This is a genomic window from Mesorhizobium sp. P2_D5 (assembly GCF_056404355.1).
Window position 1 is genome coordinate 1,153,467 of sequence record NZ_JBFUEE010000002.1, and the last position, 14,458, is coordinate 1,167,924.

The following is a 14,458-nucleotide window of genomic DNA, read 5'->3' on the forward strand; positions in this document are numbered from 1 at the left end:
TTCGTGTCGTGGCTTGAACGACTTAGAACTTCATACCGACGCCGAAAGTGACGCGGTTGTCGGTGGCCTTGACGTTGCCGATGCCACCACCGAAGTCCTTGCTGCCGAAGTCGGTGTAGCGATACTCGACGCGGCCGAAGACATTGTCGGTCAGCTTGATGTCGGTGCCAAGACCGGCGGTCCAGCCGAGCATGGTAGCGCTATCGCTGGTGCCAAGGACATTATCTTCCACCTTCAGGCTTCTGCCGGCGAGACCGCCGGTGCCGTAGAGCAGGATTTCCGGGGTCACGGCATAGCCAAGACGGGCACGCAGCGAGCCTTCGAAGCCGGCCTTGGAGTCGATGCCGTTATCGTCGCCCTTGACGCCATTGTAGCCGAGTTCGGCTTCAGCACCGTAGACGAAGTTCTCCTGCTGCCACTGGTAGCCGCCGAAGGCACTGCCGACGAAACCCTTGGTATCGGTTTCAACGCCGAAATCCCTTTCCTTGGTACGACCGCTGAAGCCATAACCGAGATTGATACCGGCATAGGGGCCGGCCCAGGACGCGACAGGCAATTCAGCAACCGGGGCGGGTGCCGGCGGCTCTTCCTGAACGACGTCGGCGGCATAGGCAGTTCCACTGAGGGCGAAGAGCCCGAGCGCCACGGCCAGCGGCCGTGCGAATTTGAGATTGGCTTGCATTGTTCTTTACTCCTTAAGCCACAGGACACAGGCTTGTTTCTCACGATCGCCATCGACCCGTCCGGGGGGTGAAACGGATCTGGCGTTCGTCGGTTCCAAATGTCGTGTCAAAATGCGGCTGAAGCGAACCTGAACTTGGGTCATTCCCCGGCGCGAATGAGGCTGAAACTTGACGTTGCATCTTCGCAACAGCGAAATGGCAGGAGCAGTGTCATGCTGCGCTGCACACCGCTTGGTGCAAGGAGTCCAGCGTCCTATATTGCGGTCGGACGGCTCCTGGTCCAGGACGAGTCGGAGTACCCAATCGGTGGGTTCGCCACAATGCTGCCCAAGGTGCGAACGCCATTTAACGCCTGCCAGGCCATATTTCGCCGGCATCGTGTTTTCGGGCCGAAATTGAGGATTGACACCCTATGAGCATAGCCACTGCCACGGCGCTGGTGACGGGCGGGGCGAAACGGATCGGCAGGGCGATCGTCGAGGATCTCGCCGCCCATGGTTTTGCCGTCGCCATCCACTGCAATCGGTCGCGCGACGAAGCGGATGCAATGGCCGGGCTGATCAACCGGAGCGGTGGCCGCGCCGCCGTGGTCGCCGCCGACTTGACCGACATGGACGCCGCCGGTGACCTCGTAGGCCAGGCGGAAGCAGCGCTCGGGCCGCTGTCCCTGCTGATCAACAATGCGTCGCTGTTCGAGGACGATTCGGTTCTGGACTTCGACTGGCGGGCCTGGGACCGGCACTTTGCCGTGCATGTGAAGACGCCGGCGCTGCTGGCGCAGACCTTCGCCCGGGCGTTGCCGCAGGGACAAGAGGGCCTGATCGTCAACATCATCGATCAGCGCGTCTGGCGGCCGACGCCGCGCTATTTCTCTTATGCGCTATCCAAGTCGACGCTGTGGACGGCCACGCAGATGATGGCGCAAGCGCTCGGTCCCCGTATCCGCGTCAATGCCATTGGCCCGGGGCCGACCCTGAAGAATGCCAGCCAGGACGACAGCGATTTTGCCGCGCAGGTCGAAGGTCTGATTCTCAAGCGCGGCCCGGAATTGCCGGAATTCGGGGCCACCATCCGCTATCTCTGGGAAGCGCGCTCTGTCACCGGCCAGATGATCGCGCTCGATGGCGGCCAGCATCTTGCATGGCAGACGCCCGATGTGACAGGCATGGCGGAATGAGTCCCGTAGATCAGAAAAGCAAGCCACGCAGTGGCGCCGACGACATGCCTCCCGAAGTCGAACTCGACGTTGAGGACGAGGCGGTGGAGGAGATCGTCGAACCCGCCGGGCCCGACATAGCCTTCACCGCCATCGACTGGACGCCGCATGCCGGCGACGCCGAAGGCATGGTGGGCGCCGAGGTAATCCAGACGCTGGTCAAGCGGCTGCCCAACGCGCCTGGCGTCTACCGCATGATGAACGCCGCCGGCGATGTGCTTTATGTCGGCAAGGCGCGTAGCCTGAAGAAGCGCGTCACCAACTACGCACAGGGCAGGTTCCACACCAGCCGCATCGGCCGCATGGTGCGCGAAACGTCGACGATGGAGTTCGTCGTCACCCGCACCGAGATCGAAGCGCTGCTGCTCGAAGCCAACCTTATCAAGCGCTTGCGGCCGCGATTCAATGTGCTGATGCGCGACGACAAGTCGTTTCCCTATATCCTCCTGACCGGGGACCATGTCTCGCCCGGCATCTACAAGCATCGCGGCGCGCGATCGCGCAAAGGCGACTATTTCGGCCCCTTTGCCTCTGCCGGCGCGGTCGGCCGCACCATCAATTCGCTGCAGCGCGCCTTCCTGCTGCGCAGTTGCACCAACTCCTTTTACGAGAACCGGACACGGCCGTGCCTGCTCTACCAGATCAAGCGGTGCGCCGGCCCCTGCACCGGAGAGGTTTCGCACGAGGGCTATGCCGAGCTGGTCGGCGAGGCGAAGGACTTCTTGTCTGGTCGCAGCCAGAAGGTGAAGACGGAAATCTCGGCCGCCATGCAGCAGGCCTCGGAAGACCTCGATTTCGAGCGCGCCGCCATCTATCGCGACCGGCTGGCGGCGCTATCGCATGTGCAGAGCCACCAGGGCATCAACCCGGCGACCGTCGACGAAGCCGATGTCTTCGCCATCCATCAGGAAGGCGGCCAGGTCTGCATCCAGGTGTTCTTCTTCCGCACCGGCCAGAATTGGGGCAACCGAGCCTATTTCCCCAAGGCCGATCCGGCGCTGGAGGGATCGGAAGTGCTGGGCTCGTTCCTGGCGCAATTCTATGACGACAAGCCGACGCCTCGCACCGTACTTCTGTCGCGCCCCGTCGAGGACCAGGACCTGCTGGCCGAGGCGCTGTCCACCCGCGCCGGCCGCAAGGTCGCGATCTCGGTGCCGCAGCGCGGCGAGAAGAAGGACCTGACCGACAACGCCCTGCAGAACGCCCGCGAGGCGCTCGGCCGCCGGCTGGCCGAAACCTCGACGCAAGGCCGGTTGCTCGCCGGTTTTGCCGAGACCTTCGGCTTGCCCAAGCCGCCGGTGCGCATCGAGGTCTACGACAACTCCCACATCATGGGCACCAATGCCGTCGGCGCCATGGTCGTCGCCGGGCCGGAAGGCTTCGTCAAGAACCAGTATCGAAAGTTCAACATCCGCTCGACCGAGATCACGCCGGGCGACGATTTCGGCATGATGCGCGAGGTGATGGAGCGGCGTTTCTCGCGGCTGCTCAAGGAGCATGGCGATGTCGTCGTGGCCGACGATGCTGCAGCAGGCGAGGCGGCCGATGATATCGAGGACGACATCTCCGGCAGTTTCCCGGCCTGGCCCGACGTCATCCTGATCGACGGCGGCCAGGGTCAGATGACGGCGGTGCGCAAGATCCTCTCGGATCTCGGCATCGAGGACCGCGTCGTGGCCATCGGCATCGCCAAGGGCCAGGACCGAGATGCCGGCCGCGAGCGCTTCTTCGTCAGGGGCAGGGACTCGTTTTCGCTGCCGGTTCGCGATCCCGTCCTCTACTTTGTCCAGCGGCTGCGCGACGAGGTGCACCGTTTCGCCATCGGCTCGCACCGTGCGCGCCGCAAGAAAGAGATGGTCAAGAGCCCTCTCGACGAGATCAGCGGCATCGGCCCTGGCCGCAAGCGCGCCCTGCTCATGCATTTCGGTACCGCCAAGGCGGTCAGCCGTGCCGCCATCGAGGATCTAAGGAAAGTCGACGGCATTTCCGAGCAGGTGGCGAAACTGGTCTACAACCATTTTCATGAGAGCTAAGGGATTCGGTCGTTTTCGGCTGGCCAATCGATTTTGGCCTGTTGACCCCCTACATTGGCTTCTGATTTGAGTAGGCACGCAGAAAGAGTTCCCCAAAGATATGGCCAAGCGCGCGTTCAACCTGCCCAACATGCTCACCTACGCCCGCATCATCGCGGTGCCGCTGGTGGTGCTGTGCTTTTTTCTCGAGGGACATCTGAAGTCGAGCGACTTCGCCCGCTGGTCGGCGCTGGTCATCTTCCTGCTCGCAAGTGTCACGGATTATCTGGACGGCTATCTGGCGCGCGCCTGGCAGCAGACCTCCAACATCGGCAAGATGCTCGACCCGATCGCCGACAAACTGCTGGTCGCCACCTGCCTGCTGCTGCTGGCGGCTGATACCGATCGCCATGCCGGCATCGCCGGCTGGTCGTTGTGGGCGGCGATCATCATTCTGTGCCGCGAAATCCTCGTCTCGGGCCTGCGCGAATATCTGGCGGCGCTCAAGGTCTCGGTGCCGGTGACGCAACTGGCAAAATGGAAGACCGCGATCCAGATGGTCGCCATCGCCTTCCTGCTGGCTGGGCCGGCCGGCGACAAGATCTTCCCGCTGACCACCCAGACCGGCCTGGTGCTGCTGTGGATCGCGGCGCTGGTCACGCTCTACACCGGCTACGACTATTTCCGCGCCGGCCTCAAGCACATCATGGACGAATGAGATGACGACCCGGCTCATCTATTTTGCCTGGGTGCGCGAGCGGATCGGCCTGCCCGAGGAAGACGTCGACTTGCCTGCCGGCATCGAGACGGTCGCCGACCTCCTGCGCTGGCTGAAATCGCGTGGCGAGGGCTACGAGCACGCGCTGCAATATCCCGACGTGATCCGCGTCGCCATCAATCAGGAACATGTCGAGCACCGCGAGAAGATATCAGGGGCTCGCGAGATTGCGCTGTTCCCGCCGATGACCGGGGGCTGATCCATGTCGGCCGCCGTGGTGCCGACGGTGCGGATCCAGCGCGAAGATTTCGACGTCGCTGCAGAGATCGCCAGGCTGACGCAGGGGCGCGCGGATATCGGCGCCGTGGTGACCTTCTCCGGCCTCTGCCGCGATGAGCAGGGCGCGCTCTTGGCACTCGAACTCGAGCATTATCCTGGCATGGCGGAGGCCGAGATCAGCCGCATCGCGGTCGAAGCGATTCAGCGTTGGCCGCTGCAAGGCCTTACCGCCATCCACCGCCACGGCAAGATCGCGCCCGGCGAAAACATCGTGCTGGTGGTGGCTGCATCGGCGCATCGCCAGGCGGCGTTTGAGGCGGCGAACTTTCTCATGGACTACCTGAAATCGCGCGCGCCGTTCTGGAAGAAGGAGCATCGCGCTGACGGCTCCGAGGGCGGCTGGGTCGAGGCCAAGGAAGCCGACGCCAAGGCCGCACAGCGCTGGAAACCGTCCGAATAAAATCCTGTCGCAGCCATGCATTGACCGCAATCCTTTGGCCAATTGACCGCGGTTGGTCAGCCTGGGCATTGGCAGCCCGGGCGAGGGAGATGGTCATGCTGGACAGGATCGCGGAGTTCTTCGTCTTCGGTTTCGTGCCTCTGGTCGTCGGCATATTGGCCGTGCCGGAATTGTCTGCTGCCGCCGAGAATGCCGTGCGGGGCGAGGTGATCTATCGCGAGCGCATCGCCTTGCCGCCCAGTGCCGTGCTCTCCGTGCAGCTTGCCGATGTCTCGTTGGCCGACGCGCCGGCCACGATCATCGGCGAGCAGAACATGAAGCCGGCCGGCCAGGTGCCGATCAGCTTCGAGATCAAATTCGATCCCTCCGTCATCCGGTCGCAGATGACCTACGCCTTGCAAGCCCGCATTACCGTCGACGGCAAGCTCCTGTTCATCTCCGATATGCGCCATCAGGTCGATCCGCTTACCGACGTGCCGCAGACCGTCATGCTGAAGATGGTCACGCCGAGCGCCGAGCAGACGGCTTCTGTCATTGGTCAGATTTGGCTGGTCGACTATGTCGACGGCATTGGCGCCATCGCCGCGCCGCAAGCCACGTTCAGGATCAGCGAGGCTGGTAAGGCGGGCGGCAGCGGTCCCTGCAACACCTATTTCGCCACCGCCAAGGTCGAAGGCCAGGCGATCGCGATCAGCGACATCGGCTCGACCTACAAGGCCTGCGCGCCCGAGGTGATGGCTGAGGAAAAGGCGCTGTTCGATGCATTGACCAAGGCGGCGTCATACAGCGTCGGCGACGGCAAGCTCGTCATATCGGACAAGGATGGCCGTGAGATCCTGCGCTTCAGCGCCGCAAGCTGATCGAACACTCTCTCGATCTCTTCTTATGGCTGGAAAAATAATCCGCCAACGGATCGGCAATCTATCGATTGCTAGACGATCAGCAATGATCAAGATGGTATCAAGCTTGCCACAAGTAACTTCTTAAGCAAAAGTGTAGGGCAGAAACTTCCGGTTTGGAGGGGAAAGTGACTGAGTTCGTTTTCACGGTGGCTCCCGTCATCGCTAAGCTGGCGCTATCGCACTTTGTGGGGCCGATCGCTGGGCAGTTGGGAGAGCCTGTTCTGCGATACACAATGAAGATTTTCAAAGAAGAAAAAGATGCGAGACAGGCTGCAAATCTGGCCGAGAATTTAGGAAAGGCAGTTGCCGAGCAGATTCTGACCAGCCTGACGTCCGATGGAATAACGCCCGATGAGATGACCACTGTTGGTCGTGAACTGGCATATACATTATCTCAATTAGATGTTGAAGAGATCTTGATTAAAGGGAAAATGAATGAGGCGAGAATATCAAGGATATTGTCGGAAAGTAAAATTCCAATCGGATTGAACTCTCGAGAAGTCGACTACCTGAGGCGAGCGTTATCATATACCGGCGTTTATATACGGCGAGTATCAACGTCATTTTCTGCGTATGGAATAAAGAGGGACGAGCAGATTCTGTTGGCCTTAGAAGAAATTTCTAGTAACGTCAACGATTTGGTTTCTGGAATTGAAGATGTAAAAAGATTAATAGAGTCTATGGGTGACCTTGTTGGTCTAATTAAGAATAGAGAAGGGAAACTTTCCGCCGAATTCGAAAGATCGTACATAGAAAAAATCATAAGAATGCTAAATTACGTAGAAATATTAGGACTTAGCGACGCAGAGCGATTAAATAGGGAGTCAAACCTCGATGTAGCGTATCTATCTTTGTATGTTTCACAGAAAGGAAGTATACCTTCAGATTTCACGCAAGCTGTTGCGTCTATATCAAGATCTAGTGGAAAATTGATAATAGAAGGAGGTGCTGGTTCTGGTAAAAGTACACTAATGCGATGGGCTGCCGTTAACTCATCGCGGCTTTCAGAGGTTTCTGAGGTTAAAAGAAGCTGGCTTTCTGACTTGGTTTTTATTTTCGGAAAGCGCGATGCGGTGAATGACTCAAAACGGAATAATACAATAACGTCTATTGAGGGAAAACTAAATAAAAAGAACGACCTAGTAAATATTAATATTAGAGATCATGTAAAATATTCAAATAAAACCGCAGGAGGAACTGGATTGTTTCGAAAGTGGGCCCTAGATATGGTTCCAGAATTCAGCCAAGAGTCGGTGAATAGGATTCCTTTTCTTGTTCGACTGCGCGACGTCGACAATGATCTACCAGGTGTTGACGATCTGGCCGTTTCCCTTTCTGCGGTTATGCCCAAACCGCCCTCGGGTTGGGTTGAAGAGTGCCTAAACAGTGGACGGGCCCTATTACTCTTTGATGGAGTCGACGAGGTGCCGGAAGGAGGGCGGCGTGATAATATATTACGAGGGATCGCTAGTTTCTCAACCATTTATCCGAAAACCGCAATTATTGTAACTACTAGGCCTCACGCATTTGATCCAAGTCAGAGTGGATTGGGCAATTTTGCTGTTGCTGCAGTCGAGGACTTAAATCCCGAACAGCAGAGGCAGTTTGTAAGTAATTGGCATAGAGCGCGCGCGACCTATGGAGATATTCATAGCGACGTTGGATTCTATGAGAATTTAGCGGAAACTCTGAAAGGTCGATTTGAAAATTCGCCAGTGTTAGCCAAATTAGCTACTAATCCGCTTCTCTGTGCCGCGATTTGCCTTCTTCACGAGCATAACTCTGAAACACTTCCTGAGGATGAGCGTTCACTTTGCGCGGAGTTGACGGAGATGCTCGTGCATAAACGAGACCGAACGTCGGGGCGTTCTCGGTCGATAGACATGCAACGATTCAACGCTGCGTATCAGATGTCGTATGAGAAGAAGAAGGCGCTGCTCGCTCGATTGGCGGTAGAAATGTTGCGAGGCGGGAGCTCGCACTTAAAGATCGCCGAGGCCGAGAAGGTTTTGCCGGCCGCGCTTAGGGAGGCTGCCCAGGGTGACCTCGATCCTGCAGTGGTCTGCCGCGCTTTGTTGGCTAGAAGCGGAGTTCTCCGGGCAGCTAGTTACCAGTCCGAGAAACCTAGCTCGGATGGAAGAGGTTCAAACGAGTTGCTGCCGGAGGCTGTCGAATTTATTCATAATCGTTTTAAGGAATGGCTCGCTTCAACCTATTTTCTGTCACAAGGAACTCATGGCGAGCTTGTCAGGCGTGCTGATGAGGAAGGTTTTGATCAGGTTTGCGTCTTCGCTGCTGCTGCCCCAGATCAGCAAAATTTCGTTTCCTCTTTGATCGGCGGTCTTTTTGATCGTGCGGATGCGATTTCTGATCAAAAAAGTAAGAGGCGTCTACAGATACTTGTTGTCAGGTGCGCGTTGGTTTCCCAGACGTTGCCGGACGAAACTCGCAGCAAGGCTGACGAACTTGGCAAAAGACTTTTGCCACCGAAGTCCATGGACGAGGGAAAGGCGCTGGCCGATCTGGGCGATCTAGCAGTTCCTAAGCTCGGCTACAAGAAATCTCGGAGCGCCAGAGAAGCGACGTATTGCATTCGATGCCTCTCGCTAATTGATACACCGAATGCGCGAAGAGCGCTTGAGGCATATCGAGAGGATGCTGGCTGGACGGTAGCAGAGGAGTTGTCCAGGCATGTCAATCCGCTGACCATTCCAGCCGTACTGAAGGCAGTCACCACGAAGGCTGATAGTGAGGCTGTAGATAATACACTTCAGCGTATAAAGAGGAGAATAAAGGATGTCGGTAAAAACCAGATTCCCGAAGGTACAACATTTCTTGATTTATCTTGGACGTCAATTGAAGACATAACTGAGTTGGAAAATCTATCAGTATTGAGAAGTTTGAGTCTCGATCACACGCGGGTAAAAGATTTGAGGCCAATTTCAAACATTAGAAGTCTTAAGGAATTATCGTTGGAAGGGACGCGCATAAAGAACTTAGAATTGCTGAAGACTCTAGACGAAATAGAAACGTTGGATTTGTCTGATAATTTAATTGAAGATATATCTCCACTTTCTCATATGAAAGAACTGAAGTACCTTGTTATAAGCCATACTTCAGTTTCAGACATAAGCGTTTTGAGAGAATTGAAAAGGATCACATACTTCCTGGCGTCTGATTCTAGAGTGTCTGATATAGGCCCGTTATCTTGTCACCATTCGTTGGAATACATAAATTTGTCTCATTGCAACGTTGTGGACATTTTACCTGTCGGCGAGTTGAAGCAATTGACACACCTGTTTTTACACGGGAACCCGGTATCAGATATAGGCCCATTGCGTGGGCTTGTAAATTTGACTGAGTTAGACCTTGGTAGAACAAAAGTAGTTAACATCGATGCGCTGTCGGGCAACACGAAAATGGTATCACTTGGCCTTCATGGCGTTGGCGTCGAGGATGTGTCTGCTCTAAAGAACAAAAAGAATATGCGTAGCCTTTATTTAGGTGAGACAAAAGTGAAAGATATCTCCGCCCTTTCTGGAATGAAAAATTTGGAGCATCTAGTTCTAGTTGGGACCTTGGTAGAAGATTTATCTCCAATTTTGCACAACGAAGATATGACCATATATACTCCCTCAGGCGATATGAAGCGAGTTTCTGATCTAAAAGATTCGGCTAGGCGGGGCTGATGATGTTCGCTCCTTCGTGTAGGGATGCTCCAAGCTGCGGCCGCGAGATCCTGCGCTTCAGCGCGCAAGCGAACATATATTTCATCGCCCACACTTTGCTGCCGTGTCGCGACGCGCATCGGCGTCGCCAGCGTGCGCAAGACCTGTACGTTGCGCCAAAGACAAAAAGGCCGGCGAAACGCCGGCCTTTTTTACGTGATCCAGGGTCTGGACTGTCGTGTCAGCCGACGATCTCGGTGTCCGAGAACCAGTACTTGATCTCTTCTGCTGCCGTCTCCGGCGCATCGGAGCCGTGCACCGAGTTCTCGCCGATCGACAGCGCATGCACCTTGCGGATGGTGCCTTCGGCGGCATTGGCCGGGTTGGTGGCGCCCATCACTTCGCGGTTCCTGGCAATGGCGTTCTCGCCTTCCAGCACCTGCACGATGGTCGGTGCCGACGACATGAACTCCACCAGCTCGCCGAAGAACGGACGGTCCTTGTGGACGGCATAAAAGCCTTCCGCCTCACGACGGCTCATCCAGACCCGGCGCGAGGCGATGACGCGCAAGCCGGCCTCTTCCAGCATCCTGGTGATGGCGCCGGTGAGGTTGCGCCGGGTAGCGTCCGGCTTGATCATGGAAAAGGTGCGTTCGAGCGCCATGGGTCGTCCTTGTGATGAGAATGGAATTGAGAGTGGCGGGCTCTATACAAGCCGCCCGGCCCATTGCCAAGGGGTGAGGCCAAAGGGGGCGAGGGACGGTCCGCGAAGCTGACAGAAAGCCAATTCCGAGCAATGAACGCCCGGAGCGATGTGAAGGGCCGGAGCAACTGTGCGTTTCTGTGTCAGGCCGGCGCCGATGAGGCGGACTCAGCAGGCGAGATCGGATGGCTGTCATGCGATGCTTTGCTTGCTATAGTTGCGTGTCGGCGCCGCGCTGAAGTCGGCCCGAAGGGAGACAACATGATCATGGCAGACGATCGGCAGGAACGCATTCGCAACCGCGCGCATCAGATCTGGCTGGAAGAGGGACAACCGGCCGGGCAGCATGATCGCCATTGGCATCAGGCGGTAGCCGACATCGACCAGGAGGATGCCGGGGGGAAGTCGGCAGCCAAAAAGGCAGCTGGCGCCGGCAAAGCAAAAGCTGCTCCCAAGGCAAAAGCCGCCCCCAAGGTGGCGAAGCCTGCCACAAAGACCAGCACGCCAAAAAAAGCGGCAGCCAAGTAGGCTGGCTATCTCGCAGCTGGCCTTCCCAGCAAGGGATTGACAGCCTGCGTGGCTGCCCAGCGCCAGGTCAGGCGCGACGGCGTCACGCCGCCGCCACCTTTCGTGCCAGCCCGCCGTGCAGGTCGAGGCAGCGGGCGAACCATTGCGCCACCACGTCGCTGTCGTAGAGCAGCTGGTAGGGCGAGGCTATGCGCGCCCATTGCAGGGCGCCGAAAACGATGTAGTCGGCGAACAGCGGCGACGCGCCGCCAATATAGGGCTGGTAGCCGAGCATTGAGCGCAGCGGCTCCAATGCAGTGCGGAATGTTGCCAGCCCGGCGTCGCGCGCGGTGACGATATCCTCCAGCTTCCTGCCAAGGCGTTGCTCGCGGCTCTGGCGGAAATAAGCGGCATTCTCCTCGTCCTGCATGGCGTGGAGGTCGATGATCGCCGCGGTGGTGACATAGGGATGGATGGTCAGCTGCGACCAGCGTTCGATGAAGCGCGCCATCGCCTTGCCGCCTTCGCCGCCAAACAGCGTCGGCCGATCCGGATAGGCTTCGTCGAGATAGAGCGCGATGGCGAAGGAATCGGCGACGACCGTCTCGCCGTCGCGGATCACCGGAACGGTTTTCGAAACGCCGCCCTCGACAGCGGGCACCTCGAGAAAGCGCGTCGGTGCGGTCGAGATATCGAGCCCCTTGTGCGCAAGCGCCATCGCCACCTTCCAGCAATGCGGGCTGAACGGACGGCCAGCGTCGCGTCCGACGAGGTCATAGAGCAGAATGGTCATTGGCGTTGGGGCCCTCGCGGGTTAGGTAGGCCCCGCATCGATGCGAGCCGAGGGGAAGCCATGAGACAGCATTTCATGATGTTTGCGGCCTATAATCAATGGGCCAACAACCGCATCTATGATGCCGCGGCCGAACTCGACGAAGAGGAATTCAACCGCAATGTCGGCGCCTTCTTCGGATCGATGATGGGCACGCTCAACCACCTGCTGACAGCCGACCGCATCTGGATGAAGCGCTTCACCGGCGAGGGCGACGCGCCGACGACGCTGGATGCCGTCCTGCACCGGGGCTTGCCCGGCCTGCGGATGGCGCGTGAAGCCGAGGACAGGAGGATCATCGACTGGGTCGGCGGCCTCAGCGACAAGGCGTTGACGGGCCGCTTCACCTATATGACTGTCTCGGACATGCGCACGGTCTCGCAAAGGCTGGCCCCGGCACTGGATCATGTCTTCAACCACCAGACACATCACCGCGGCCAGGCGCACACGATCCTGACCATCCTGGGACGGCCAAGCCTGGGTCTGGACCTGATGCTCTTCCAGCGCACCGAGGAGGGCAGGGCTTTCGCCTGATCCCGGTTGGAGGCTGATCGAAGGTCAGCCGGCGGTCTCGCTGTCCAATTGGTTCTGCGTCAGTGCGGCTTCGGCCGCGATCCACTGCTTGAACAGCGATACCTTGCGAGCGTGTAGCGCCTTGTCGGGGCAGACGAAATACCACCCCGCCGTATTCGGCTGGTGCACCTTGAATGGAGCCACCAGCCTTTCGGCCCGGATATCGCTGGCCATATAGGCACGATTGGCTACGGCGAATCCCAGTCCGGCGCTAGCCGCCTCGTAGGACATCATGCAGGAATCGAAATAGATGCTTTTGGTCTCCCGGAGCACGAAGCCGGCGCCGGCGAAGTCGAGCCATGATTGCCAGTTCTGGGTACATGTGTCGGAATGCAGCAGCGTGAAGTGACGTAGATCTTCAGGCCGCACCTTCGACGGAGGCTTGTCGCCCAGGATTTCGCGGAAGAGCTTCCTGCTGCACACCGGCGTCAGGTCTTCCCGAAACAGCAAATCTGACTGCAGCCCGTGAAAGTGGCCGTCGCCATAGCGGATTTCGAGATCAAACTCGGAAGTCGTGAATTCATGCGTCGCGTAGGATGTCGAGACCCGCATGACAATATCGGGGTGCTGCCGCTGGAACAGTGGCAGGCGTGGAAAAAGCCAGCGTGCCGCAAAGGTCGGCAGCACCGATATCTTCAACACATGCTCCTGCGATTGCCCGGTCGCCTCCATGCTGGCGGCGACGATCCGCTCCAGCGCCTCGCGAACGCGCGAGACATAAGTCTCGCCCTCCGGCGTCAATGACACAGCATTGCCGCCGCGCTGGAAAATCTTGAAACGCAGTTGATCCTCAAGGCTTTTGACGCGCTGGCTGACCGCCGAAGCGGTGATAAACTGTTCTTCGCCGGCGCGCGTGAAATTCCCGTGCCTCGCAGCACTCTCCACGATTTTCAGCGAATTGAGGTTGACCTGACTGAGCAGACGCACGGTTTCGACCTTAAGCTGGGCTTACACTAGCACCAGCATTCCTAATTTTACAGGGGTGGGTGATCTAATCGACTGTTTCCCAAGTGTTGCCCCCGCCCCGGAGAAGTACAATGAACGCCCATACCATCCCCGAACTGCGTTATGCGATGAGCCGCGAAGCCATCATCGGTCACGAAACCGCCTGGAAGGTGTCGAGTTTCGGCGTCGCGCAATATCTGCACGGCTATGACCCGGCCCTGCTTGCAGCAATTGAGGAAGCTGCTCTGAAGCTCAAGGCCAGCCACGCCGTGCACAAGCACCTTGACTTGACCTTCATCACCGGCGCCGACCGTTTCATCCCCGAGATCAAGGAGTTGCTGCATGACAAGCTGCGCCTGGAGCGGCTGTCCGATATGATGGGCACCAAGCTGGAGCCTTATCCGCTGTCGATCGTCGGCTCGACGGTGACCTTCATGAATCCCAAGGACGGCGCCGTGGAATGGCATTGCGATGGCGTTCCGGTCACCGAACTCATTCCGCTGTCGATCAGCAATCCGCTCGTCGGCGGCCACCTCGAAATCTACTGCGACGATTCCGAAACCGGCCGCGCCATCCTCGAATCCGGCCGCGAGATTCCGCGCAACCGTGTCATGCGCATCGATCACAAGATGAACTACGCCACGCTTGGGCAGTTTCTCGGTGTCCTGCACCGCACCGCGCCGATCCGGTTCGGCGAACGCGTCACGCTGGTGCTCAACCAGCGCTCGGTGGCCAAGCCCTATGTCGACGACAACCGCATGTTCTATCTCGCCGCCGACAACGACCATGACCGCGAATGGGTCAACGAGCTGGCCGAAGACGTCTGGACCAACCAGTTGCCGGCCTATCGCCGGTTCGAGCAAGAGCATCCCGTTCCGGCGTCGTCCGAGGCGCCGATTCCGGGCGGAGCCAGGGAATCATGGTAATGAGCCTTGATCCCGAAAAGTGGGAACCGGCTTT

Annotated in this window: 14 protein-coding genes; 10 read left to right on the forward strand and 4 right to left on the reverse strand. The window is 58.2% G+C overall.

Annotation, left to right across the window (positions count from 1 at the left end; translation table 11 throughout):
- Positions 1-22 precede the first annotated feature (22 nt).
- The gene (locus AC1DYW_RS12265; protein ID WP_477226298.1) at positions 23-682 is read right to left on the reverse strand and encodes an outer membrane protein; all 660 of its coding nucleotides are present in this window, start codon (positions 680-682) and stop codon (positions 23-25) included.
- A gap of 413 nt (positions 683-1,095) precedes the next feature.
- Between AC1DYW_RS12265 and AC1DYW_RS12270 the strand changes: the two genes are divergently transcribed.
- From AC1DYW_RS12270 to AC1DYW_RS12300, 7 genes are all read left to right on the forward strand, one after another.
- Positions 1,096-1,860, forward strand: a complete 765-nt coding sequence (locus tag AC1DYW_RS12270) for an SDR family oxidoreductase (RefSeq protein ID WP_477226299.1) — start codon at positions 1,096-1,098, stop codon at positions 1,858-1,860.
- Positions 1,857-3,932, forward strand: a complete 2,076-nt coding sequence (gene uvrC / locus AC1DYW_RS12275) for an excinuclease ABC subunit UvrC (RefSeq protein WP_477226300.1) — start codon at positions 1,857-1,859, stop codon at positions 3,930-3,932. The genes AC1DYW_RS12270 and uvrC overlap by 4 nt, the downstream gene beginning before the upstream one ends.
- 100 nt (positions 3,933-4,032) lie before the next feature.
- Positions 4,033-4,629: a CDP-diacylglycerol--glycerol-3-phosphate 3-phosphatidyltransferase gene (pgsA, locus tag AC1DYW_RS12280; protein ID WP_354459578.1), complete on the forward strand. Its 597-nt coding sequence runs from the start codon at positions 4,033-4,035 to the stop codon at positions 4,627-4,629.
- Position 4,630: 1 nt separating this feature from the next.
- Entirely contained in the window at positions 4,631-4,888 is a 258-nt protein-coding gene (gene moaD / locus AC1DYW_RS12285) for a molybdopterin converting factor subunit 1 (RefSeq protein WP_095086303.1), read from the forward strand.
- Positions 4,889-4,891: 3 nt separating this feature from the next.
- Positions 4,892-5,368 carry a molybdenum cofactor biosynthesis protein MoaE gene (locus AC1DYW_RS12290; protein ID WP_477226301.1) on the forward strand — a complete coding sequence of 159 codons (477 nt, stop codon included), beginning with the start codon at positions 4,892-4,894 and terminating at the stop codon, positions 5,366-5,368.
- Between the two features lie 95 nt (positions 5,369-5,463).
- The gene (locus tag AC1DYW_RS12295; RefSeq protein WP_477226302.1) at positions 5,464-6,228 is read left to right on the forward strand and encodes a YbaY family lipoprotein; all 765 of its coding nucleotides are present in this window, start codon (positions 5,464-5,466) and stop codon (positions 6,226-6,228) included.
- Between the two features lie 167 nt (positions 6,229-6,395).
- Positions 6,396-9,959, forward strand: coding sequence for a leucine-rich repeat domain-containing protein (locus AC1DYW_RS12300; RefSeq protein WP_477226303.1), 3,564 nt, complete (start codon positions 6,396-6,398; stop codon positions 9,957-9,959).
- A 220-nt stretch (positions 9,960-10,179) separates the two neighbouring features.
- On the opposite strand, the gene ndk is transcribed toward AC1DYW_RS12300, so the two are convergent.
- Positions 10,180-10,602 carry a nucleoside-diphosphate kinase gene (gene ndk, locus AC1DYW_RS12305; RefSeq protein WP_027048827.1) on the reverse strand — a complete coding sequence of 141 codons (423 nt, stop codon included), beginning with the start codon at positions 10,600-10,602 and terminating at the stop codon, positions 10,180-10,182.
- Positions 10,603-10,902: 300 nt separating this feature from the next.
- Here ndk and AC1DYW_RS12310 point away from each other — a divergent pair, with 300 nt between their 5' ends.
- Positions 10,903-11,169: a DUF2934 domain-containing protein gene (locus tag AC1DYW_RS12310; protein WP_095086297.1), complete on the forward strand. Its 267-nt coding sequence runs from the start codon at positions 10,903-10,905 to the stop codon at positions 11,167-11,169.
- Between the two features lie 82 nt (positions 11,170-11,251).
- On the opposite strand, the gene AC1DYW_RS12315 is transcribed toward AC1DYW_RS12310, so the two are convergent.
- Entirely contained in the window at positions 11,252-11,941 is a 690-nt protein-coding gene (locus AC1DYW_RS12315) for a glutathione S-transferase family protein (protein ID WP_477226304.1), read from the reverse strand.
- 60 nt (positions 11,942-12,001) lie between these two features.
- Between AC1DYW_RS12315 and AC1DYW_RS12320 the strand changes: the two genes are divergently transcribed.
- Positions 12,002-12,514, forward strand: coding sequence for a DinB family protein (locus AC1DYW_RS12320; protein ID WP_095086291.1), 513 nt, complete (start codon positions 12,002-12,004; stop codon positions 12,512-12,514).
- Positions 12,515-12,538: 24 nt separating this feature from the next.
- Here the strand turns inward: AC1DYW_RS12320 and AC1DYW_RS12325 are convergent, their stop codons facing one another.
- On the reverse strand, positions 12,539-13,480 hold the full coding sequence (locus tag AC1DYW_RS12325) for a LysR substrate-binding domain-containing protein (RefSeq protein ID WP_477226305.1): 942 nt from the start codon (positions 13,478-13,480) through the stop codon (positions 12,539-12,541).
- 110 nt (positions 13,481-13,590) lie between these two features.
- Between AC1DYW_RS12325 and AC1DYW_RS12330 the strand changes: the two genes are divergently transcribed.
- A complete protein-coding gene (locus AC1DYW_RS12330; protein WP_457151393.1) occupies positions 13,591-14,424 on the forward strand; it encodes a hypothetical protein in 834 nt (277 codons plus the stop codon).
- The last annotated feature ends 34 nt before the right edge of the window (positions 14,425-14,458 follow it).

Excerpts from the sequence above, each read along its gene's own strand:
- pgsA (WP_354459578.1), top strand. The coding sequence starts at position 4,033 with ATGGCCAAGCGCGCGTTCAACCTGCCCAACATGCTCACCTACGCCCGC.
- moaD (WP_095086303.1), top strand. The coding sequence starts at position 4,631 with ATGACGACCCGGCTCATCTATTTTGCCTGGGTGCGCGAGCGGATCGGC.
- AC1DYW_RS12315 (WP_477226304.1), bottom strand. The coding sequence starts at position 11,941 with ATGACCATTCTGCTCTATGACCTCGTCGGACGCGACGCTGGCCGTCCG.
- AC1DYW_RS12265 (WP_477226298.1), bottom strand. The coding sequence starts at position 682 with ATGCAAGCCAATCTCAAATTCGCACGGCCGCTGGCCGTGGCGCTCGGG.
- AC1DYW_RS12290 (WP_477226301.1), top strand. The coding sequence starts at position 4,892 with ATGTCGGCCGCCGTGGTGCCGACGGTGCGGATCCAGCGCGAAGATTTC.
- AC1DYW_RS12270 (WP_477226299.1), top strand. The coding sequence starts at position 1,096 with ATGAGCATAGCCACTGCCACGGCGCTGGTGACGGGCGGGGCGAAACGG.
- AC1DYW_RS12330 (WP_457151393.1), top strand. The coding sequence starts at position 13,591 with ATGAACGCCCATACCATCCCCGAACTGCGTTATGCGATGAGCCGCGAA.
- uvrC (WP_477226300.1), top strand. The coding sequence starts at position 1,857 with ATGAGTCCCGTAGATCAGAAAAGCAAGCCACGCAGTGGCGCCGACGAC.
- AC1DYW_RS12320 (WP_095086291.1), top strand. The coding sequence starts at position 12,002 with ATGAGACAGCATTTCATGATGTTTGCGGCCTATAATCAATGGGCCAAC.
- AC1DYW_RS12310 (WP_095086297.1), top strand. The coding sequence starts at position 10,903 with ATGATCATGGCAGACGATCGGCAGGAACGCATTCGCAACCGCGCGCAT.
- AC1DYW_RS12295 (WP_477226302.1), top strand. The coding sequence starts at position 5,464 with ATGCTGGACAGGATCGCGGAGTTCTTCGTCTTCGGTTTCGTGCCTCTG.
- ndk (WP_027048827.1), bottom strand. The coding sequence starts at position 10,602 with ATGGCGCTCGAACGCACCTTTTCCATGATCAAGCCGGACGCTACCCGG.